Annotated in this window: 20 protein-coding genes; 5 read left to right on the forward strand and 15 right to left on the reverse strand. The window is 72.0% G+C overall.

Going from position 1 to position 20,852, the window contains the following annotated elements:
- Positions 1–26: 26 nt before the first annotated feature.
- The 13 genes from OG753_RS39170 to OG753_RS39230 all read right to left on the reverse strand — a co-directional run bounded on the left by OG753_RS39170 (position 27) and on the right by OG753_RS39230 (position 13,108).
- Complete coding sequence (locus OG753_RS39170) at positions 27–791, reverse strand: hypothetical protein (protein ID WP_405792342.1); 765 nt, start codon at positions 789–791, stop codon at positions 27–29.
- Positions 792–1,094: 303 nt separating this feature from the next.
- A complete protein-coding gene (locus OG753_RS39175; protein ID WP_405792344.1) occupies positions 1,095–2,174 on the reverse strand; it encodes a sensor histidine kinase in 1,080 nt (359 codons plus the stop codon).
- Positions 2,167–2,862, reverse strand: a complete 696-nt coding sequence (locus OG753_RS39180; RefSeq protein WP_405792346.1) for a response regulator transcription factor — start codon at positions 2,860–2,862, stop codon at positions 2,167–2,169. The genes OG753_RS39175 and OG753_RS39180 overlap by 8 nt, the downstream gene beginning before the upstream one ends.
- A 172-nt stretch (positions 2,863–3,034) precedes the next feature.
- Positions 3,035–3,751 (reverse strand): VanZ family protein, encoded by a 717-nt coding sequence (locus OG753_RS39185; RefSeq protein ID WP_405792348.1) that lies wholly within the window; start codon positions 3,749–3,751, stop codon positions 3,035–3,037.
- 98 nt (positions 3,752–3,849) lie between these two features.
- Positions 3,850–5,580, reverse strand: a complete 1,731-nt coding sequence (locus tag OG753_RS39190; protein WP_405792350.1) for a fibronectin type III domain-containing protein — start codon at positions 5,578–5,580, stop codon at positions 3,850–3,852.
- 165 nt (positions 5,581–5,745) lie between these two features.
- Entirely contained in the window at positions 5,746–5,958 is a 213-nt protein-coding gene (locus tag OG753_RS39195) for a hypothetical protein (RefSeq protein WP_405792352.1), read from the reverse strand.
- Positions 5,959–6,046: 88 nt separating this feature from the next.
- Positions 6,047–6,571: a hypothetical protein gene (locus OG753_RS39200; RefSeq protein ID WP_405792354.1), complete on the reverse strand. Its 525-nt coding sequence runs from the start codon at positions 6,569–6,571 to the stop codon at positions 6,047–6,049.
- 52 nt (positions 6,572–6,623) lie between these two features.
- Positions 6,624–7,067, reverse strand: a complete 444-nt coding sequence (locus OG753_RS39205) for a glutaredoxin domain-containing protein (protein ID WP_405792356.1) — start codon at positions 7,065–7,067, stop codon at positions 6,624–6,626.
- Between the two features lie 243 nt (positions 7,068–7,310).
- Entirely contained in the window at positions 7,311–8,834 is a 1,524-nt protein-coding gene (gene zwf, locus OG753_RS39210; protein WP_405792358.1) for a glucose-6-phosphate dehydrogenase, read from the reverse strand.
- 235 nt (positions 8,835–9,069) lie between these two features.
- Positions 9,070–9,420: a hypothetical protein gene (locus tag OG753_RS39215; RefSeq protein ID WP_405792360.1), complete on the reverse strand. Its 351-nt coding sequence runs from the start codon at positions 9,418–9,420 to the stop codon at positions 9,070–9,072.
- Between the two features lie 191 nt (positions 9,421–9,611).
- Complete coding sequence (locus OG753_RS39220; protein ID WP_405792362.1) at positions 9,612–11,147, reverse strand: adenosine deaminase; 1,536 nt, start codon at positions 11,145–11,147, stop codon at positions 9,612–9,614.
- Between the two features lie 260 nt (positions 11,148–11,407).
- Positions 11,408–11,800: a hypothetical protein gene (locus OG753_RS39225; protein WP_405792364.1), complete on the reverse strand. Its 393-nt coding sequence runs from the start codon at positions 11,798–11,800 to the stop codon at positions 11,408–11,410.
- Between the two features lie 258 nt (positions 11,801–12,058).
- Positions 12,059–13,108 (reverse strand): winged helix-turn-helix domain-containing protein, encoded by a 1,050-nt coding sequence (locus tag OG753_RS39230; protein ID WP_405792366.1) that lies wholly within the window; start codon positions 13,106–13,108, stop codon positions 12,059–12,061.
- Positions 13,109–13,285: 177 nt separating this feature from the next.
- Between OG753_RS39230 and OG753_RS39235 the strand changes: the two genes are divergently transcribed.
- From OG753_RS39235 to OG753_RS39245, 3 genes are all read left to right on the forward strand, one after another.
- A complete protein-coding gene (locus tag OG753_RS39235; protein ID WP_327266541.1) occupies positions 13,286–13,561 on the forward strand; it encodes a hypothetical protein in 276 nt (91 codons plus the stop codon).
- 282 nt (positions 13,562–13,843) lie between these two features.
- Complete coding sequence (locus OG753_RS39240) at positions 13,844–14,197, forward strand: VOC family protein (protein ID WP_405792368.1); 354 nt, start codon at positions 13,844–13,846, stop codon at positions 14,195–14,197.
- Positions 14,198–14,691: 494 nt separating this feature from the next.
- A complete protein-coding gene (locus OG753_RS39245; RefSeq protein ID WP_405792370.1) occupies positions 14,692–15,240 on the forward strand; it encodes a hypothetical protein in 549 nt (182 codons plus the stop codon).
- Positions 15,241–15,343: 103 nt separating this feature from the next.
- Here OG753_RS39245 and OG753_RS39250 read toward each other — a convergent pair whose 3' ends face one another.
- On the reverse strand, positions 15,344–16,276 hold the full coding sequence (locus OG753_RS39250) for a hypothetical protein (RefSeq protein ID WP_405792372.1): 933 nt from the start codon (positions 16,274–16,276) through the stop codon (positions 15,344–15,346).
- 166 nt (positions 16,277–16,442) lie between these two features.
- On the opposite strand from OG753_RS39250, the gene OG753_RS39255 reads away from it, so the two are divergent.
- Both OG753_RS39255 and OG753_RS39260 read left to right on the forward strand, forming a co-directional pair.
- Positions 16,443–17,396 carry a hypothetical protein gene (locus tag OG753_RS39255; protein ID WP_405792374.1) on the forward strand — a complete coding sequence of 318 codons (954 nt, stop codon included), beginning with the start codon at positions 16,443–16,445 and terminating at the stop codon, positions 17,394–17,396.
- Positions 17,397–17,585: 189 nt separating this feature from the next.
- Positions 17,586–20,024 carry a SpoIIE family protein phosphatase gene (locus tag OG753_RS39260; RefSeq protein ID WP_405792376.1) on the forward strand — a complete coding sequence of 813 codons (2,439 nt, stop codon included), beginning with the start codon at positions 17,586–17,588 and terminating at the stop codon, positions 20,022–20,024.
- Between the two features lie 70 nt (positions 20,025–20,094).
- Here OG753_RS39260 and OG753_RS39265 read toward each other — a convergent pair whose 3' ends face one another.
- Positions 20,095–20,658, reverse strand: a complete 564-nt coding sequence (locus tag OG753_RS39265) for a hemerythrin domain-containing protein (protein WP_327266547.1) — start codon at positions 20,656–20,658, stop codon at positions 20,095–20,097.
- Positions 20,659–20,852: the final 194 nt, after the last annotated feature.

The following is a 20,852-nucleotide window of genomic DNA, read 5'->3' on the forward strand; positions in this document are numbered from 1 at the left end:
GGGGCGCCGCCCCATCTGCCCTCGTGTCAGCGGTTCGGGCCGGCGAACTCCAGCAGGGTCCGCTCGTACCGCCCGCCGAAGCCCAGGCGCGTGACGTGCTTGAACGGGAACTTCGACGGCTTCGGCTGCCACCGCGCGTCGGGGTCCACCTCCCGCAGCCGCAGCGACTTCGGCCGCACCGCGGCCACCTCGCCGATCCAGCAGGCGTCCGGCGCGTGCCGCTCGACGTGCACGGACACCAGCCCGAAGGCACCGGAGGCGCCCTCCGCCAGCTCCGCCAGCCCGTCCAGTGCAAGCTCGGGCTGCGGCGCCCGGGCGGGCCAGAGCCCGCGCCGGCGCAGCGCCCGTACGGTCAGGCTGTCCTCCCCGCCCCGCCACCGGACCTTGCTGATGTCCGCGGTACGCACGGCTGCCCAGCCGTCGAGCTGGACGTCACTGCACAGGGCGATCAGCGTCCAGGCGGCGCTCGTCCCGACGACGAAGCCGTCGAGCCGGTCCGCGTCCCGGATCCCCGAGTGGTGGACGCGGACCAGTGCCCCTGAGGACACCGCCTCGTCGAGCCGTGCCATGACCTTGTTGTCCATGGGGAGATCCTGCACGGCAACGCGGCGCGGAGTCACCGTCGCGAGCACCGTGCCCGGTACTCCGAGGCGCAGATGCGTATCCCCGACGAAGTACTTGCCTCCGCCGATGACGTCCACCGCAGGCTCAGCCGGATGTACGGGGTCCTCAAGCGCCTCGACGGCGGAATCCCGCCGCGACGGGAGGGCGAGTCGCTGGAACAGGCGCACGCCCGGATCGTGGAGTGCTGGGACCAGCTCAGCGAGATGCGCCGGGCCATGCGGCAGAGCCTCGGTCTCTCGCTGACTCAGCCTGACGCAGCAGCATCGGACCACGCTGTCCTGCCCTCTGACGACATGGTGCGGGGGCAACGTGGAGGCGGGACCGGCGGGCGGTCCTGACCGCCCGCCGGCCGGGTTTGTTCTCGCCGAAGGGCAGATGCTCGAAGCCAGGCGCGTGGCGGGGCTCGGCACGGCAGGTGCGCCGTGACGCCCGGTGGGGCGGGTGGCACAAGGCCGGCTCGGGGACGATGTCTACGGGGTGCCGGGAAGCCGGACCGTGACGACGAGACCCCCGGCAGGGCGGGGGACGAGGTCGAGGGTCCCCCCGTGGGCGCGGACGATGCTGTGCACGATGGCCAGGCCGAGCCCGACACCGGCGTGCTCGTCGGTGCGTACGCGTTCCGATCCCCGCCGGAAGGGTTCGGTCAGGGTCGGGACCAGATCCGGTGGGACGCGACGGCCCGTGTTCTCGACCCGCAGCACGCTCGTGTCGCCGTACGCCTCGGTGTGGACCGTCACGGTGCCCCCGGCGGGCAGGTTGTGGACCACGGCGTTCTGGACGAGGTTCATCGCCATCCGCAGCAGGAGCTCCGCCGAGCCGCAGGTCCGGGCCGCCCCGCCGTCGACCTCGAGCGTGATACGACGCTGTTCCGCGAGGGGAAGCAGCGTTTCCGCGGCCTCTTCGGCGACGAGGGAGAGGTCGACGCTCTCGCGGGCGAAGCTTCCGCTGTCGCCGCGGCTGAGCAGCAGCAGGGCCTCGGTGAGGTCGATCGCCCGCGTGTTGACGGCCTGAAGGCGCTCGATGAGCTCGCCCCGGTCACGCGTGGGGTCCTTGAGGGCGACATCGAGGAGCGTCCGCGAGATCGCCAGCGGAGTGCGCAGCTCGTGGGAGGCGTTCGCCGCGAACCTCTGCTGCTCGTCGACGTGGGACTCGAGCTGTCGGAGCATCGAGTCGAACGCGTCGGCGAGTTCACGGAATTCGTCGTGACGGCCGGTCATCCGGATCCGGTGGGACAGCGACCCGTCCCCGGCCATCCGTGCGGCCTCCGTGATCTGCGCGAGCGGTGCGAGCATCCGGCCGGCGAGGATCCAGCCACCGACGAGGCCGAACACGAGCAGGAAGAGCATCGCCACGGTCGCGGCCGGGGCGAAGGTCCGTACGAGGAGATAGCGGTTGGGCGAGATCCCGAGAAGGCCCTGGGAGTTGTCGGGTACGTAGCGCAGCAGGAACACCCACACCACGGCCAGCAGGAGAGCGCCGGCGACGGCGAGGAACCCGGCGTAGCTGAGGGTGAGTTTCAGCCGGGCGCTGAGCCCCGGGCGTCTACGCATGCGTACGACCGGGCGCGATGGCGTCCGTACCGGTGTCGATCCGGTAGCCGACGCCCGGCACGGTGGCGATGATCGATGGTTCGCCGAGCCGTTTGCGCAGTGCGGAGACGGTGATGCGCACGGCGTTGGTGAGGGGGTCGGCGTTCTCGTCCCAGGCCCGTTCCAGCAGCCCCTCGGCGCTGACGACCCCGCCCTCGGCGGCCACGAGGACTTCCAGGACCGCGAACTGTTTGCGGGTGAGCGCGACGTGGCGTCCGTCGCGGAAGACCTCCCGCCGGAAGGGATCGAGCCGCAGGCCCGCGATCTCGCGGACCGGCGGCCGGGCGTGGGCGCGCCTGCGGTCGAGCGCCCTCAGCCGCAGGACCAGCTCCCGCAGCTCGAACGGTTTGGTGAGGTAGTCGTCGGCGCCGAGCCCGAACCCGGACGCCTTGTCGTCGATCCGGTCGGCGGCGGTGAGCATGAGGATCGGGATGCCGCTGCCGGAGGCGACGATGCGCCGGGCGACCTCGTCGCCGGAGGGCCCGGGGATGTCGCGGTCCAGGACGGCGAGGTCGTAGGAGTTGACGCCGAGCAGCTCCAGGGCGGAGTCGCCGTCGGCGGCGATGTCGGCCGCGATGGCCTCCAGCCGCAGACCGTCACGGACGGCTTCCGCCAGGTAGGGCTCGTCCTCGACGATCAGTACGCGCATGTCCGAAGCCTAAGCAGAGCGACATATCGCCGACGTATGCAACGGCGTGTGCCGCGATGTATGCAACCGCGCGAGCACACCGGACCCACTGCCCCGACCCACTGCCCCGACCCACTGCCCCGACCCACTGCCCCGACGCGCCGCCAGGACGTGCCGTCCGGGCGCCGGCTGCTCAGCCTGCCGAGGCCGGCGCCGGCGTCGGCACCGGGCGAGGCAGGTCCGCCGAGGCCTGTACCGTCGTGCGCCACCAGCGGCGCGACGCCAGCGCGGCCAGCGCTGCGCCCGCGGCGTTGACCAGTACGTCGTCCACGGACGACACCCGGTCCAGCCGCAGGACGTACTGCGCGGCCTCGACCACGACCGAGCAGCCCGCCCCGAGCGCCAGGATCCGCGGCAAGGATCCCAGCGCCGCGAACCGCATCGGGGCGAAGAACCCCAGCGCGGCGAAGACCAGCAGGTTGCCGCCGATCCCGAGCGGCCCCATCGTGACGAGGTCCCGCAGCGGCACCAGGCTCACCCGGCCGGGCACGATCCCGGCCCCGGAGCCCGGCATCATGGTCATCCACACGAACGGCACCGTCCCGTGGACCATCCCCACGTCGGCCAGCGACATCGGCCACGCCCCCGCGATGCCGGCCGCACGCCGCCGACGGGCCAGCGCCCAGGCCACCAGTACGCCGAGCGGCACGACGACGAGCGTCATGAGCACCACACCGTTGAACGTGTCGAAGCAGCCGTGCCACCGGCCGGCCATGCACGTCGGAGCGGACATCATGAGCGGCCGCCGCACGACGAACAGGGCGCCCGCCAGAGCGAGTACCGCCAGGCCGAGGAGCACCCTCCCGCGCGTCCGACGGGACGGTGCCGACAGGGATGTGTTGTCGTTCATGCCGCCATTCGACACAGGGAGCCGTTGCGGTGGCGTATGCGAAATCCGATACGCCCGCGATACACGGCGTCCCGCGTCCCTCTGTCCGCGCCGCGAGATCAGACGAACGCCGGGCGGACGCAGCCCCACGAGTGCGTCACGACGGCGGTGCCGTCCGCACGCAGCGCCTCGAAAGTGTAGAAGTACGTGCCACCCGGGGCGCCCGACTGGTCCTGGTACTTCTCGGTCGTGACCGGCAGCAGCCCGGTGTGGAGCGGCTCGTACGCCGCCGTGGACGGGTTCCACCGGGAGACCCGGTAACCGGCTATCCCGGTGCACAGGGAGGCTTCCCTGCACCACCAGTAGATGCCGGGGCTGTCCTCTCCGGTGACCAGGGTGCTCCACGACATGCCGAGCATCTCCAGCCCCTGGGTGGGGAGGGTGACCGGCGGACGGAGGTCCAGCTCGGTGGCCGTGACCGTGGCCACCTGGGGGTCGCTGCTCGCGAGCGCGTTGTCCCAACGGTCCTTGGCGACCACCACGTAGACGTTGGTCTCGCCGTCGGGCATGCCGGCGCAGAGCATTGCCAGCGCGTCGGAGCCCTCGTCGGTGCACCGGTCGAGCCAGCGGATCGTGCCGTCTGGCTGGCGGACGCCGCGCAGGCCGACGTACGAGGTGACGTCGTCCTCGGCGGGGGCCGACCAGCTCAGCAGCATCCCGTCGTTGCGGGGCGTGGCCTTCAGACCGGTGACCGGGCCGGGAGCCACCCGGTCGCCGCTGCGGAGGGTGACCGGGGCGGACAGGGCCGACTCGTTGCCCGTCATGTCCACCGCGGTAACGGCGTAGGTGTAGTGGGATCCGGGGGCCATGCTCTCGTCGGTGCACAGCCCGTCGCCGTTGTCGCCCACCTTCACGCAGGTCACGCGGGTGAGGTGGGAGGGATCGAGGGTCTGGCCCGGTGAGCGGTACACACGGAAGTGCCCACCGTTCGCCCGGTCGTTGTCGAACGAGTCGGACATCTTCCAGTACAGGTGCGTCCGGGTGGCCTCGACGTAGGAGCTCAGCGAGGTCGGGGCCGGCGGCGGTGTCCGGTCGATGCCGTCGCCGGTGACGACTGCGGAGTACGCCGACGGGTTGCCGCGCGCGTCCAACGCTCGGACGCGGTAGTACCGCAGCGTCGTGCGGGGCGGGTTGTAGTCGTCGTACGAGGGCCCGGTCGAAGTCCCGAGCAGGGTGTAGGGACCCGCGGCGCTCGCGGCGGCGTACACCTCGTACTTGGCGGCGTCGGCCACCGGCTGCCAGCGAAGCGTGGCCGTGAAGAAGTCGTGGCTGATTCTGAGGCCGGAAGGGGCGACCGGAGCCGTCCGGTCCGCCGTGATGGCCGAGACGGCGAGGCTGCCCTCGGATTCACGGCCGGTCTTGCTGACGGCACGGACCTGGTAGTGGACGGTCTGACCGGTCGGGTTCGGAGTGTCGACGAAGTACGGGGTGGTGAGCAGGGCGGAGCCGCTGACCTGGGACCAGTCGGTGGTGTCGAGCCGGCGGTACACGCGGTAGCCCGCGAGGTTGGTCTCCTTGCTCGCCGTCCACCACAGGCTCGCCTGGTTGACGACCCCGTCGTAGGAGCCCCGCAGCCCGGTGGGCTGGGCGGGGCGGGCGAGCGGATTCGTCCAGCCGGGATTGGCCCCCCGGGCCTTGGGCGTTTTGGCCGAGGCGGAGGGCGCGGACGGCGCGTCGGCCGGGGATTCGAGGCCGACTGCAACCGCGGTGGGGGCGCTCACCAGAACACCACTGGTCGTGGCGAGGACGGCCGTCGTCGCCAGGGCCGTCAGCCGGGTACGAGTTGTCACGGGGGAAGCAAGCCTTTCCGGACCCGGCGGCGGCATGAAGGAGCCGCTCCGAGAAGAGAAGAAGGGGGTGTGGAGGAAAGGCGGTGCGGGTGGGGCCGGTGGTCCGCCGGAGGGGAAGTGTACCGATCGGTTCGACCATGGAACAGGGTGGTCCGGGGTTCGTCGTCACGCTCGTTCGGGGAGGTCACAGCCGGGGTCGAGTCCCAGGTACCACTCCTTTTCCGTGGAGAGGGACCACTGGGATTCCTCGTCGACGTCCGGACCGTAAGGATCCTCGACGTCCGCCCGGCAGGTGAACACATCCGAGTCGGGAGGACCGACCGTGCTGAGGAAGCCGGCGGTACGGGCTGCGTGCAGGTGGTTATGCCGTGCAGCCAACTTCCGCCCCATCGGCGAGGTATAGCGGTCCGGGGCCTGCGCACCGCTCTCCTTGCCGTGGTGGCGGGGTGGGGGCCCGGGTGTGGCTTCAGCGTGTGAAGAGTGGCTCGTAGGGGTGGCCCTCCGACGTGAGGATCAGAACGAAGTCTTCTCCCGGCTGCGTGGCCACCTCGCGCAAGCGGTCCAGGACCTCTGCCCGGTCCGGAAGGTCGAGGCCAAGGGCCGCGGCAGCACGGTCTCTTCGGGTCACGAGGTCCGGCATGTCCTCCAGATACTCGGCCTCGAGGCCACGACTCTCCTCAACCGTGAATGCCCGGCAGTCGCGCCACCACGGGAGCACCAGCAGCAGCCGCACCAGCTCGGGGAGGCCGATGGCAACCAGAGCCGAACCTCCTTCGGAGTCGGCATAGAGGATGGGACGTTCCTCGCCGCCTTCACCGCAGAAGAAGTACGTGCCGCCGGCACCGTCGCCGGCGAACCCCTCGAGCGAGGAGCCCGAGGCGAGGTGCACTTCCTCGACATGATCGCCTCGGTCCAGGTCGAAGTCACCCGGCCAGGCGAGAAAGCGGGCAGCTTCGTCCTGCTCACGGAGGCAAGTGATCAACGATTCCATGGGCCGCAGCCCATGGCCCGCTGCACGACGACCATCATGGGGAATCAGTCGCTCAATCCCGTGGGCGGGCGGCCGCCTGTGTGCGTACCCATTCGACGTCGGGGTTCACGTGCGGCCGGCCCGCCACCACGACGGTCGGTACGGTTTCGTCGCCCCCGTTGAACGCCCGTACCGCGGCGGCGCCCGCCGGGTCGCGCCAGATGTCGACCCAGTGCAGCCGGTGGGCGCCGCGGCCCAGCCGGATCCGCAGGCGCAGACAGTACGCGCAGCCCGGACGCCAGTAGACGACCGGCCGCCCGTCGGCCGCGCTGCGGCGCTGTGCTTCGGCCGCGCCGACCGACCGCGGGAACGCCAGTGGGGAGTTCAGCCCCGCCAGCAGGACGAGCAGGAGCAGGAGGGCAACGCCGGCTCCGGGCGACCCCTTGCCCACGAGGGCACCCGCGGCGAGCAAGCCGCAGGCGACGAGCAGTATCGGCAGGATCCAGGCGCGCATCATCGGCGCAGGCTATCCCGGGCCCCGGGCGGCTTCGTCCGCCAGCCGGTGGGCGGGCGGCTCGTACGTGGCTCCGGCCCGGGGAGCTAACGCCAGCAGCAGATCGACGGCCGCCGTGCAGGTGGCCCCCCTCGCCCACAGCGGCGGCGACGGAACAGCAACCGGGCCGCCACGCGCGCCGGCGTACGCAGCTGCGTTCCCTCGCCCGGCACTCCCCGCGTCGGCGATCACCTCGCTCCGGACCCGTCAGCGTGTGTCGGGAAGGTGCCACCGGTGGGGGGCGACGAGCGCGTCGATGCTGTCCGGCCCCCAGCTGCCGGGGGCGTACGGCTCCACGGGGCGGGGTGCTTCGAGCAGCGGCGCCGCGACCTCCCAGAGGCGCTCGATGCCGTCGGACCGGGTGAAGAAGGACTGGTCACCGAGCATGGCCTCCAGGAGGAGGTGCTCGTAGCCCTCCAGGGAGTTGTCGGCGGTGAAGGAGCTCCGGTAGCCGAAGACCATGTCGGCCTCCGCCAACTGCATGGCGGGTCCCGGCTTCTTGACGAGGAACCGGGCGGTGATCGAGCCCGGATCGGCGAAGTCGATGACGAGTTCGTTGCCGCGGCCGTCGGCAGCGGCCCGCGCGTCCAGCGGGAACATGCCGAGGACGGGCTCGCGCAGGCCCAGGGTGACGACGTGCCGGCCCTCGGCCAGCGCCTTGCCCGAGCGCAGGAGGAAAGGGACCCCTGCCCAACGCCAGTTGTCGATCTCGACGCGCAGCGCGACGAAGGTCTCCGTGTCCGAGGCCGGATCCACGCCGGGCTGGTCCCGGTAGCCGGTGTACTGCCCGCGCACGACCTGAGCTGGGTCCAGCGGCCGCATGCTCCGGAAGACCTTGACCTGCTCGTCCCTGAGCGACTGGCCGTCGAGGACGACCGGTGGTTCCATCGCGACGAATCCGAGCAGCTGGAACAGGTGAGTGACGATCATGTCGCGGAAGGTGCCGGTGCCTTCGAAGAAGTGCGCGCGGCCCTGGATGTCGATCTGCTCGGGCACATCGATCTGCACATGGCTGATGTGCTCGCGGTTCCAGAGTGGTTCGAAGAGACCGTTGGCGAACCGGAGGGCGAGGATGTTGTCCACCGCCTCCTTGCCCAGGAAATGGTCGATGCGGAACACGCGGGACTCGTCGAAGGCGGCGTGGATGGCTGCGTTGAGCGCGCGGGCGGACTCGAGGTCGGTCCCGAACGGCTTCTCGACGATGACCCGGGCGTCCTGCGCGAGGTCCGTGGCGCCGAGCAGATCGACCATCGAGGTGAACGCGACGGGCGGTACGGCGAGATGGAAGAGCCGTCGCGGAGTGCCTCCGACGGCCTGCTCGGCCCGGCGCACCGCCTCCACCAGCGGCTCCGGGGCATTCGAGTCGGCCGAGCCGAAGGACAGGGCGGCCTCGAACTCCTGCCAGTCGGGGCCCTCGGGGCCGGAGCGACCGAACTCCGCCACAGCCTGCCGCGCGTGGGCGCGGAACTCCTCGTCGCTCAGGGCCTCGGCCGCCGGGGCGGAACCCACGATGCGGTAGCGCTTCGGCATCAGCCCCGCCTTGGCGAGGTGGAACAGGCCGGGCAGCAGTTTGCGCCGGGCCAGGTCTCCCGTGGCACCGAAGATGACGATGACGTGGTCCGCCGGGCGCGGCTGGGCCGACGAGGCGGACCCGGCGGACTCGGAGACGTCGGCGAGGCCGGAGAGGTCGGCGGACCGGGCGGGCTGGGCTGGCTGGGCTGGCTGGGTCATGGCGGGCATCCTCACGCGTCCGCGCCGGGGCGCTTCATGGCACGGCGCACGAGACCGGTAACCACTGCCCGAGTCCGCCCGTACGAGGTGCACGGGTGTGCCTGAGGCCATCGCCGCACTGTCGTCGAGGACGGTCGTATCGCCCTCAGGACCCCACTGTGCGCGCCCACCACCGATCCGGCACCCGGGAATCGACCACCCGGGTCACGCCGGGTACACCCTGCGCACCCGCGGCTCAGGCGTGGCTGAGGATGACCAGCAGCGCCGTGCACTCGGCGAGGACCTGAGCGGCGAACGCCACCTTCCGCACCCGCGCGGCCGACGCGGCCAGCGCCGTCACGAGCCCTGCGGCGGCGACACCGGCACCCGCCCAGAACACCCACCCCGGCAGCCCGGGGGAGCACTGCTCCCCGTACGTCAGGCAGCGCGACGCCTGGTAGGAGGCGAGGGTCAGTACGCCGGCCAGCACGGCCGCCGGAACGAACAGGACGGCGGACAGGACCGCCAGGAACCGTGTCCGGTCCTTCTCGGGTGCGCCTGCGGCTGCGGCCGGGGGAGCTGCGGGGACGGGGGCTGATGCGTTCATGCCTCCATCCCATCGCGACCGGCCGGGCCCGTGCAGGCGTCCTCGTACTCAGATCGCGGGTGCACCGTACTCAGTCCGGCCCTCCGGCCCCGATCCGTCACGGCGCGGCATCCGGACACGCGGCCGGCCCGCACCCTGCGAGGGGCACGGGCCGGGCCGTCGCTCCGACCGCGTCTACCCGGGCTCCAGGGTCAGCGCGGGCCGGGGCGGGTGGTGCGGGCGTGGGCGGCCTCGAAGCGCTGGAAGGCCGCCTCCTGCCGCCACTCGACCTGCGCCTTCGGGCTGGCCTTCAGGAAGCGGGCGCACCGCTCGCCCGGACGCTCGGCGCCCTGGCGCTCGCCGGCGCACGCGCCGACCGGCCGGTAGCCGGTGCGGACGTCATGGTTCCACAGGCCGCGGCCGGGCAGGAACGAATGCTCCAGAGAGGCCCGGGCCAGGTCCTTCAGCTCCGAGTAGCCGAGCCCGTACATCTCGGCGGCCCGGCGGTACTCGTCGGTGATCTCGATCCGGGACACGCCCGGGTCGTCGGTGGCCAGGACGACCGGGACGCCGTGGCGGCGGTAGGTGGCGAAGGGGTGGGCGTCGCCGGAGACCCGCAGGATCTGCTCGTTGCTGTGGAAGGGGACCTCGACCGCGATCCGCCGCTCGGCCATGTAGCGCATGAGCGACTCCCAGCGGTCCTCGTGCAGCACGGACACGCCGTGCCCGATCCGCTCCGCGCGGCCCGTCTGCGCCGCCTCCCTGATGTGGAAGGTGAGCTCCTCCGGCTTGACCAGGCCGGGCACCAGCTCGCCCGCGTGCAGGGTGATGTGCGCCTTCGGGTACTGGGTCTTGAGGTAGTTCAGCATCCGCATGTGCAGGCGGTAGTCGCGCAGGGCGACCGGGTCGTCCTCCGGCTGCACCAGGTTGACGGCGACGAAGCGCGGGTCGCGTTCGGCCAGCCGCATGCCGAGGGCCATCTGGGTGAAGACCCGCTGCGGGGTGCCGGCGCGGGCGACCTGGGAGATCCAGCGGTACGGAAGGGAGCACGCGGCATCGGGCTGCGGGGTGTCGCAGTGCGCCGCGGCGCGGAACTCGGTGTCGGTGCTGTCGGCGTCGGCGCGTGCCTGCCGGACCACCGCGTCCAGACCGCCGGCGGCCAGCAGCTTGTCGTGCATCCGGCCGAGGTCCGCGTCGAAACCGACGCGGTCGGCGAGTTCACGGGCCGGACCGGAGGCCGGGGAGATCATGGTCTCCAGATAGAACTGGTTCTGCCGGGCGGCGGAACCCGCGACCTCCGCGAGCAGCCGGCCGGGATGGCGCCAGGGCACCTCGCCGAACTTGCCGAAGGTCGCGAAGAAGTGGTCGTGGCCGTTGCCGTCGGCCGGAAAGTCCTGCATCGACCAGGCCCGGATGACCTGCTGCCGGAACACCGCGTCGGTGACCGCGTCGGCCGCGGGCCGGGTGCCCGCCCCGCACGGAGGGGGCACGGCGGTGGTGGTGTCGGTGGTGATGCACAGGCCGTCCCCGGCGGCGAGTTCGATCAGGAACTCGGTGGTCACCGCACCGGCCAGATGGTTGTGCAGGTCACCGCCCTTGGGGAGGTCGGCGAAGAAGTCGCCCGACCGGGCCGGGTCCAAGGCCGGGGCCGGGGCCGGTGGCGCTAAGGGGGCGGATGCCGCGTACGCGGAGGCGGGTGCGAGCAGGGCGAGCGCGGAGAGCGCACCGATCAAGTGGGATGGGATCACGGGCACATGGTGGTGAGGCGGACGGCCACCCGGCGGGATGCCGGGCCGGGCGCTGCCCGGTGTCACCCGTGAGGCCCCGCGGAGGATCGTTCCTCCCGGCGGGAACCCGACTTCGCGCCGTTGCCGCGGTGTTGCGTCGCGCTGCTTGGCCGGGAGGCGAGCCGGTCAGTGAGCCAGCCGTCCAGTCGGTCCGTCGGCGCGGTGGGTCAGCCAGCGGGTCCGTGGACCGGCCGGTCGGCCGGAGCAGGTTCTCCGCCCCGTCAGACGGGCTGATGGCTGAACCAGGCGCGGCTCTCCGGCTGGTTGGGGCGGACGATCGCCAGGATGGCCGGCACGAGCCAGATCACTCCCAGAATGGGCATCACCTGGAAGAACGCCCAGCTGAAGGGGAGAGCCGTCCAGCCGTAGACGAAGGCGGAAACCCGCAGATTCTGATGGCGGCTGGGGAACTTGAGGGCGGTCGTGACACCCCACGCGGCCACCGCGAGCACGAGCAACCCGGCGAAGACGACCTTGCCGGAGTTCGCCTCGCCCGGCGTGCTGCAACACGGCGTCGAGGCGTCGGCCTCGCCCCAGACGGCAGTGGCGACGGCCACGCTGTTGGTCACCAGAGCGAGCCCGAGGACGGCCTGAAGGCCGCCCAGGACCATCATGAGAATCCGGAGGTTCCTGACGGCGCCCGGCATCCGTGCGCCGGGTGGAATCGCCTCGTGGGACAGTCCACTCGGTTCACCCGGACCTCCGGTTCCGCCCGGTCCCCCCGATCCGGGGTTGCCGTTCGCGCGAGCCCGCTCCCACGGCCGTCCCCCGCCTGGTTCCCCATCGTTCCGGCTCATCCTGACGGTCCTCCCCCTGGGAAAGTCATCGCACCTGCGCGCCATGCTCCGGCCGCTCCTGTCGGCTGTCCAGCCTCAAACCGGCCACCGCCGGTCCGCACAACCGGTGCTGTTGAGCAAGGTGAGGCCGAGGTGGGTCAGGGTATGGAGGGCAGCCTTCCGCTCCCGGGCGAGGGCGGTCAGTCCGGCGGCGCGCAGCGTGGTGGCGTGCTCGCTGGCGCTCGCCGGCGAGATGCCTGCCCGCCGGGCGAGCTGCGTCGTGGTGGACGCGGGATGGTCGGCGATCACGCACAGGACGACCGCCCGGGTACGTCCGAGGAGCGCGGACAGAGCCGGTGGCACCGGAGCATCGACCCGGCGTGCGTCAGCCGGGGGAGCCCACAGCGCGGCCGCGTCGACCGGATCGTGCAGGGCCGGATAGACCATGACCACGCCGTCGGCCCCGGAACCGGCGAACAGCTGGGGTACTGGCCCGCAGAACACCGACGGCGCCAGGATCAGTGGCCGCCCGGCCAGGTGGAAGTCGGCGACCGGGTGGACGAACGGGCGATAGCCGGGGATCTCCAGCACCGGCGGCCTCCACCGGACCATCGGGCCCATGCCGTCCAGCAGCGCCGCCACTCCGCCCCGGGCCATGAGGCGCCCCCTGCGTGCCACGTCGCCGTCCAGGTGCTGGTGGATGCGGCCCCAGTACGAGGCGACCCCCACCCGGTGGCAGTCCCGCAGCGCCCCCGCGAGCCGCCCCACGGACTGCCGGTCGGCCGCCATCACCCCGGCCAGCCACCGAGCCCGCCGCCTGCCCGCACCGGCGCACACGCCGAACTCCTCGCGCAGCCGGCCCTCGGGCGCACTGACCAACCGCTCCAGCCCCTCGTCCATGCAGCCCGCAGTCCCCACCAGGGTGAACAGGTCCACCAGCCCGCCGGCCGGTGAGCCGAGGAACTGCGCGGCGTGCGGTCCGTCGCCGGTGACGAGCGGGCCCGTACGCGCACGCCAGCCGCCGAACAGGACTCTGCCGTCACGCCGCTGGAGGTTCCACAGGCCGAGCGAGGTCTCCGCGAGCGGACCCAGCACTTCGACCTTCACCCGAGCCAGGTCCTCCGCGGTGAAGTGCAGTCGCAACACACCGGCCTCCTCACCTGCCTGGGCCGAATGCTTCCCGCTGCGCTCGGTTCGGGTCAGACCGAAACGAGTCGAATTCCCTGCGGGCCGGAGCGAATCCTGTTCGCCAGAGCGTCACTTACCGCTGAGCGTCCGCTGTCGGGGGAACGGCCTCAGCAGACTCATGGAAAGGCAGAAACCATGCGCACGACAGTGAAACGGGCTCTGACCACGCTCGCCGCCGGCGCGGCCGTCGTCATGATGGCCACGGTGGGGGCCTCGGCCGCCACCACTGCGGACACGGCGGCCGCCGCCGCCACGCCCGCGGCCCTGGCACTCCCGGCGGCCGCCCCGGCCTGGGAGCACATAGGCGAGTTCTCCAAGGCGGAGTGCTACTCGCTCCGGGACTCCTATGCGGGCAAGGCCAAGTGCGTCCGCAACGCGGGCGGTCTGTACGACCTCTACGTGAAGGTGTGATCCACCGGTCACCCGGAGCGGGCGCGAGCGAGAGCCGTCGGAGGGCGAGCACGGGGGGCGTCCACGGGCGGTCCGCGAACCGAACCCGCTGATGGTTCGTGCGGGCTGAGCGGCGGTACGCCTCGCGGATCCGCGGATCCGCGGATCCGCGCATCCGCGCACGCACCGGGCCGGGCCCGGCCCCGACGACCCGTCGCGGGGCCGGGCTTCGGGCGCTCCCCGTGGCGAGCCGCGTTGGTGTGGTGCAGCCTCGGCCGTTCGCCGTCCTGGCAGGATGGTGGCATGGAACGTGTGCTTGGAATCGGCGGATACTTCCTGCGGGCCTCCGACCCGGCGGCCCTGAGCGCGTGGTACCGCGACTGCCTGGGGCTGGACGCAGATGAGCACGGCCTCTGGCAGCAGGGCGCCGGGCCGACGGTGTTCGCGACGTTCGAGCCCGAGACCGACTACTTCGGGTCCCGCACCCAGCGCACCATGCTCAACTTCCGGGTCCGCGACCTCGACGCGATGCTCGTGCAGTTGCGGGCCGCGGGGGCGGACGTGGCGGACGGAACACAGGACATGGAAGGTGTGGGTCGCTTCGGCTGGGTCACCGACCCCGAGGGCAACCGGGTCGAGCTGTGGCAGCCCGCCTGACCGCGGAACCACCGTCCGGTCCGTGCCCCTGCAGGGCGCGACGGTAGCGGACTTCGGTGACGGACACCCGTCGTGGCCGTCGGCCTGTACGGCGCCGACAGCGGCCCCGCGTGCCCTGTCAGGAGTCCGTACAGGGCCACTTGCCGCAGCCTTCGGAGGACACCACCCACCCGGTCATCCCGGATGCGCATGTGCAAATACCTTGATCGCTCGCGCGGGTCCCGCCTGGTAGGCTCCGCCCCGGAAACGATCAACCTCCTGGGCAGGAAGCACCTCAGACACAACCCCTGCATGCCTACCCGGTGAAGGGCGAACTCCCGGACGCACATCAGCACCGTGCCGGCCACGAGCACGATGCTCCCCGTGACTTCGCATCAGATCGACTCGGGTGAGCGGCTCAGTCGCGCCCCGGAGCGCACCCGGTCCATGCACTCGGCCTTCTGACGGGCCGTATGGACTGACGTCAACACGCACAAGCTTGTGGAGAACCCCTCATGACGACACCGCACCACCCTGCCGGCCACACCCCCGTTCCGGGCAACCCCTACAGCCACAACGCGGGCGGAGGCGGAGAGGCCGCCTACGCCCCGGCCCCCGGCGGACATGCGCCGAGCGCATACGCCGGCCCGGCCCCCGCCGCCGGCCAGGCGTCGCCCCCGTGCCGGGCCTGCGGTGCCCGGATCGCCGTGAACTTCAAGGTCCGCGCCCACATGGGCATTCTCATCATGATGAAGTTCGAGCACCTGGACGGACCGTTCTGCCGTGCCTGTGGCATAGCGGTCGTCCGGCAGATGACCTTCCGGACCCTGTTCCTGGGGTGGTGGGGACCGCTCTCCCTGGTGATCCTCAACCCGTTCACGCTCGTATGGAATCTGACGGCCTACCTGAAGTACAGCAAACTTCCTCCGTCGGCGCCCCTCCCCGGACGCGCCCACCTCGACACGGGCCCGCCGGTCCTCAGGCGGCCGCTGTCATACGTGGCCCTCATCCCCCTGGCCTGGGCCATCTGGGTCGTCACCCAGATCGTGACCCACGAGATGTGAACCGTACGGGCGGCCGGATCGGCGACGTAGGTTTCCGACGCGGCCGCTGTGGGACCGAATGCCATCCCGATCACGTCACCGTCGGCGTCGTGCTCCAGTGTGGTCAGACCGTGCGTTCGGCCCCGTAGTAGCCGTGCCGCATCCGGAACCTCATGGGTTCGGTTCCGTGTGCCTCGATGTGGGCGATCAGCAGTGACTTCAGCGGCTCGGGCAGGTGCCTGCCGTGTGCTCCGGTCCACTCCAGCGAGCCGAACAGCCCCGCTGCTCCGTCGAGTTGAGCCGGAGTCGGAGGCTGTGCCGCGCACGCCGCGAAAATGAGGTCGGAAGGTTCGGCCAGAAGCTGGAGCTCCACCGCCCGGTCGTACCACATCAGGCCGCCGGTGGGCTCCCTGGCGGAGATCCCGGCCCATGCCAGCAGGGCGCGGATCCGCTCGATCCCGTCGGGGTGGAGGCGCCGGGTGAGAGCGGCGAGTCGGTCCTCGGCGTCGCGCAGGTCACGTGACCACGCTTCAGCATCGCGCCCGGGCGGCTGCGCCACGGCCTCGGCGGCCTCGGTCAGTCCGGGCGGCGCGGACCGTACCCAGCGCGCCCGCCGCCGCTCGGCAACGGCCTCCTCGGCCGCCAGCTCGGCCTGAGCCTCCCTCGATCCGGTCAGGCCGTGCTCAGCCAGCCACGCAGTGAGCGCCGGACCGTCACGCAGGTCGGCGTCACCATCACCGAGCCCGCGGATCCCGGTCTGGTGGTGCAGGGTCCAGCGGGCGATGAGTTCGCCGTTCGCGTCGTGAACCATGATCGTCGGCCAGCCGTTGCAACGGCACCGGTCGCCGGTCCCGCCGTCCACGATGGCCAGGAGCTCGGCCAGGTCCGCCAGGTCGGCACCGGTCACGTCGATCCGCGGTGCGCCGGTGGAGTCGTCCTCGTCGGACGGGACCTGCCCCTCGACGATCACGACGCGTGCGGCACGGTTCAGTACCGTCCGCAACCGGGCCGTGGTCGGCGGGCCGTCGGCCCCGGCGGCTGTTCCCTGGAAGATCACGTGCGCGAGCGTATCCCTGCAGTCCGCGTCTGCCTTCCGCGGGTCCCGCGCCGGCGTTCGCAGGTCCGTCCACCGCGCTGTCCAACGCTCCGTCCGTGCGTAAACATGCACAGGAAGCGACGTGGCGGCGTGGGCCGGAGCCACGGCGCGGGGCAGGGTGGCCGGTATGAACGCGGACGTGGACGACGTGGACGTGGAGGCGGCGACCTTCGAGCTGTACGGGCTGAAGCCGGCGGACTTCACCGCCGCCCGCGCCGCCGCCGTGGCCCGGGCCCGCCGGAAGAAGGACACCGCCGCCGCGGCCGCGATCGGCGGACTGCGCAAGCCGACCCTGGCCGTATGGGCGGTGAACCTGCTCGCCCGCACCCATCCGGACCAGGCCGAGGCACTGCTGCGCCTCGGCGCCGAGCTGCGCCGTTCGTACCGGGAGCTCGACGGCGAGCGGATGCGTGCGCTGTCGCACGAGCAGCACCCGGTGATCGGCGCGCTGGCCGTGGAGGCCGGACAGCTGGCGGCCGGGGCGGGGGAGCAGCTCAGGGAGACGGTGCTGCGCGAGGTCGGAGAGATCTTCCACGGGTTGCTGGCCGATGAGGAGGCCGCCCGCCGATGGGCGTCCGGCTGCCTGGCGAAGGCGCCGGCCGTGGCGGTGGGGTTCGAAGGGCTGGAGCCCGCTCCGGGCGCCGCACCCCCGCCTGCCGATCCCGCCGGGGCCCGGTCGGCCGCCCGCAACGAGGAAACCGGGTCCCGGCGGGCAGGACGGGCCGCCGAGAAGCGCCGTGCCCGGACGGCCGCCGTACGGGAACAGGCTGCGGAGGCATCGGCAGCACTGCAACGGGCCGAGGAGCTCCTGGCGGAGGCGACGGCCGCCCGGGACCGGGCCGAGGACGACGCGGCCGGCCTGAGCGACGAACTCGCCGCCCTGCGGCAACGGGCCGAAGCGGCCCGGCGAGAGGCGCAGGAGGCCAAGCAGCTGCACCGACAGGCCGAGCAGGCTCATGCCGGGGCCGTACGGGCAGCGGAGAAGGCCGCCCGGAGGCTGGAGGACCTGGAACGAAGCGAAGGGCCGAGCGAGGGCGTGAGCGGGACCGTGAGCGGGAGCGGGAGGAGCGACAAAGGCTGATGCCCGGAGCCGCCCGGAGCCGCCCGGGCGGCGGCCCACCGGCCGTCCCGCCCGTTCCCACCCGCAGCCGCTCGGTGGCACTCCGTAGCCGATCCGCATGCCGCCGGAAAACCCCGGTCCGAGCGTTGCCCACGACCGGTTGCACGGCGGCCCATTACCCGCAGTGCGCGACCGTGCCATGCTCGAAGGGTGCAGACGGATCCGACGGCTTCGGGCGACGGTGCGTCGCCCGAGGTACTCGCCCTGGCCAAGGTCGTGGCCAGGCTCCGGACCGAGGTGGCGGACCTGGAAGGCCTTGCCTCCGGCGCGGCGGTACTGGAGCGGGCGAAGGGCGTGCTGATGGCCCGGGAGGGCGTGTCGGCCGATGAGGCGTACGAGCTGCTCGTAGAACACGCCGGGCGCCGGCGCAGGACCCTGATGGAGGAGTGCTGGATCACCCTCGGCGGGATCCGGTCCCGGACCGCCGCACCGCCTCCGCAGCCCGTGGCCCCCGGCACGACGAGCACCGATGCGGCCCCGGACCGCCCCCGGTCCGTCTTCAGCTCGGACCGCTGCCTCACCGGCGACCGCGATGCCGCCGGCTCGCGTGCGCTCCTGGCAGGCCTGGCCGCCGCGCTGGCGGACGCCCGCAGCACGGGCGATGCCGCGGAGGTCCTGCACGGGGCGCTGCGCCTTCCCCTCGGCGTGGACGGCGTGATGATCTACACCTTGGACGGGGCCGGGGGGCTGGAGCTCATCGGCCGTTCCGGGATCGATCAGGTACTGGCCGCGCAGTGGCGGGACATCCCGCCGCCGGCCGGCGTTGCCGTGCTGGAGGCGATCACCTCCGGTGAGCCGCGATGGCTGGACGATCCGGAGCGGGACCCCGAGAAGTACCGGCTCATCGGGTCGCCCGGGCGATGGCCGACCCGCGCGTGGATCCCCGTACCGGGCGAGGAGACGGTCACCTGCGCCGTCGGATTCTTCCGGAAGGTCGCCATCCCCTTCGGCAGCGACGACCGGGCCCTGCTGCAACAGGCCGTTCGCCTGTGCGGCGGCCCCCTGCGCGTCCTCGAGCACCGCCCTGCCCGGCCGGCGGACCCGGAGGTTGCCGCCGTCCAGAGGATCCTCGATACGGTGTCCGGTGCGGCGATCCTTCTCACGCCCCTGCGTGCGCCGAGCGGCGAGGTGGAGGACTACCGCATCGAGGCGGCCGCTCCGGACTCGGTGGACGTGGCGGGCCGCCAAGGCAGGGAACTGGTGGGCCGGAGGATCCTGGAGACCTATCCGACCGTGGCCGGAACACCCTTGTGGCAGGGCTACCTCGACGCCCTGGACACTGGAGCCACCTACGAGGGCGAGCCGTTCTCGTACCAGGAGGTGACGGCGGGGATCCCCGAGACGTCCGTCTACTCCGTGCGCGCCACGCGGCTGGCCGGCCGGCTCATGGTCTCGTGGATCCGCCACGACACCACCGCACGCGAGATCCGCCGGCTGGCCACCATGCAGCGCCTGGGCAACCTCGGCTGGGCCGACTGGAATCTGACCACCGACACGGTCAACTGGTCCGACCAGGTGTACGCGATCTTCGACCGCCCGCCCGACCAGGGGCCCATGAGGCTGGAGGAGCTCCCGCAGCACCTCGTTCCGGACGACCTGCCCGCTCTCGCCGACGCCGTTCAGCGGCTGCTGGGAGACGGTACGCCGATCGACCAGTCCTTCCGCATCAGCATCGCCGACGGGGTCCGGCACCTGCGCATCGTCGCCGAGGCCGAGACGGACGCCTACGGGACCCCCGTCGAGGTGCACGGCTTCTTCCAGGACCTCACCCCCCAACGGGACACCGAGCTGGCCCTGATCGAGAGCGAACGGGCCGTGCTCGTCCAACGGGGCGTGCTCCAGGCCGAACGGGCCATCGCCGCACGCCTCCAGCATGCTCTGCTGCCCATTCCGGAACAGTCGATCGAGCTGGTGGGTCTGCGCGTCGACATCGCCTACGTGCCCTCGGACACCGGAGTGAACGTAGGCGGTGACTGGTACAGCGCCATCGAACTGCCCGACAAGAGCGCCCTCTTCGTGGTCGGGGACGTCGCGGGCCATGGCCTGGATGCCGTCGGGACCATGGCCCAGCTGCGGTTCACCGCCAAGGGCATGATCATCACCGGCTCTGCGCTGCCCGATGCCATGGGCCGGCTCAACACCCTCCTCCTGCACACGGCCACCACCCCGTCCGCCACCACGGCCACCATGATCATGGCGCGCTACAGCCCGGTGGAGCGGCGTCTCGCGTGGGTGCGGGCCGGGCATCTGCCGCCCCTGCTGGTCCGCGGGGGAGTGGCTCGCTTCCTCCCCCTGCCGGAGGGCAACCTCCTCGGGGCGTCCTTCGACTCCGTGTACGCGGAGGTGACGCTGGACCTGGAGCCCGGCGATCATCTCCTCCTGTACACCGACGGGCTCATCGAAGTACCCGGGGAGGACATGGACTGCGGTCTCGGCCGGCTCGCCGAGGCGGCCGCCGGGGCCATGGGCGGGGGATCTCCCGACCTCCTGCCCCGGCTCCTGGCGGCCCTGCATCCTGCCGGGCAAGACGACGTGTGCGTCCTGGACATCCACCTTCCGGCGGAACCGGAACAACGCGCCGGCACGTGAGGCCGGCCGAAGCCACTGGGGGCACCGGGGGCCACCGCGGGCCGGCTGAGGCAGGCGCGGCTCAGAAGTGTCAGGAATCCTTGCCGCGCCCGCTCATCGCGTCGCGGAGGCGGTCGACGAGTCCGACCCCGGGTGCGAGCAGTTTGTTGGCCGGCGGCTTGTCCGGGGCGGACGGGTGCGGGCGGGTCGGTGCGGTCTTCTTGGCGGAACGGACCTTGTCGCCGAGCTCGCCCAGCACGTCCGCCGAGCACTGGGCGCGCAGCCGCGGGAAGAGGCTGCCCTCCTCGTCGGCGATGTGCTCGCGGATTTCGGTCATCAGCTTGTCGACCAGTCCGTCGAACCGGGGGTCAGCGGCGTCGCACCCTTCGAGGTCCTTCATGATCCGCTCGGCCGCCGCGTGGTCCTCCAGCTCCTTGTCCGCGATGGCGTCCCCGTCGGGCAGGTGCTCGCGCACCGCCGGGTACAGGTACTCCTCCTCGGCCACGGAGTGCCGGACCAGTTCGATGGTCAGCTTGTCCGCGTACCGCTTCCTGCGGGGGTCCCCGGAGGGCAGCGCCTGGATGTTCTTGAAGAAATCCTCCACCTCCTGGTGGTCGGTGGTCAGCTCTGCGATGACGTCACCGCCGTGTCCCATGGTGTTCTCCTCCACTAGGGTCGTAGATGGTGTGGTCTGCCGCTCGTGGCCGGCGGGTACCTCTGACTGCCGCCGGCTCGATTCGCGCCTACCCACCTCCCTCCGGCGCATTCCCGCGGCTCCCGGAGGACCTCCGCACGGATGGCGCCGGTGTCACCCGTCGACGGGCATGCACACGTGGACGCGTTTCCCAC

The sequence above is a fragment of the Streptomyces sp. NBC_00029 genome (assembly GCF_045160505.1).
Taxonomy (GTDB): domain Bacteria; phylum Actinomycetota; class Actinomycetes; order Streptomycetales; family Streptomycetaceae; genus Streptomyces.

Coding starts and splice junctions, on each gene's coding strand:
- OG753_RS39180 (WP_405792346.1), bottom strand. CDS start 2,862: ATGCGCGTACTGATCGTCGAGGACGAGCCCTACCTGGCGGAAGCCGTC.
- OG753_RS39245 (WP_405792370.1), top strand. CDS start 14,692: ATGACGACACCGCACCACCCTGCCGGCCACACCCCCGTTCCGGGCAAC.
- OG753_RS39205 (WP_405792356.1), bottom strand. CDS start 7,067: ATGATGCGCGCCTGGATCCTGCCGATACTGCTCGTCGCCTGCGGCTTG.
- OG753_RS39265 (WP_327266547.1), bottom strand. CDS start 20,658: ATGGGACACGGCGGTGACGTCATCGCAGAGCTGACCACCGACCACCAG.
- OG753_RS39185 (WP_405792348.1), bottom strand. CDS start 3,751: ATGAACGACAACACATCCCTGTCGGCACCGTCCCGTCGGACGCGCGGG.
- OG753_RS39225 (WP_405792364.1), bottom strand. CDS start 11,800: ATGATGGTCCTGGGCGGCCTTCAGGCCGTCCTCGGGCTCGCTCTGGTG.
- OG753_RS39255 (WP_405792374.1), top strand. CDS start 16,443: ATGAACGCGGACGTGGACGACGTGGACGTGGAGGCGGCGACCTTCGAG.
- OG753_RS39240 (WP_405792368.1), top strand. CDS start 13,844: ATGGAACGTGTGCTTGGAATCGGCGGATACTTCCTGCGGGCCTCCGAC.
- OG753_RS39200 (WP_405792354.1), bottom strand. CDS start 6,571: ATGGAATCGTTGATCACTTGCCTCCGTGAGCAGGACGAAGCTGCCCGC.
- OG753_RS39215 (WP_405792360.1), bottom strand. CDS start 9,420: ATGAACGCATCAGCCCCCGTCCCCGCAGCTCCCCCGGCCGCAGCCGCA.
- OG753_RS39175 (WP_405792344.1), bottom strand. CDS start 2,174: ATGCGTAGACGCCCGGGGCTCAGCGCCCGGCTGAAACTCACCCTCAGC.
- OG753_RS39235 (WP_327266541.1), top strand. CDS start 13,286: ATGCGCACGACAGTGAAACGGGCTCTGACCACGCTCGCCGCCGGCGCG.
- zwf (WP_405792358.1), bottom strand. CDS start 8,834: ATGACCCAGCCAGCCCAGCCAGCCCAGCCCGCCCGGTCCGCCGACCTC.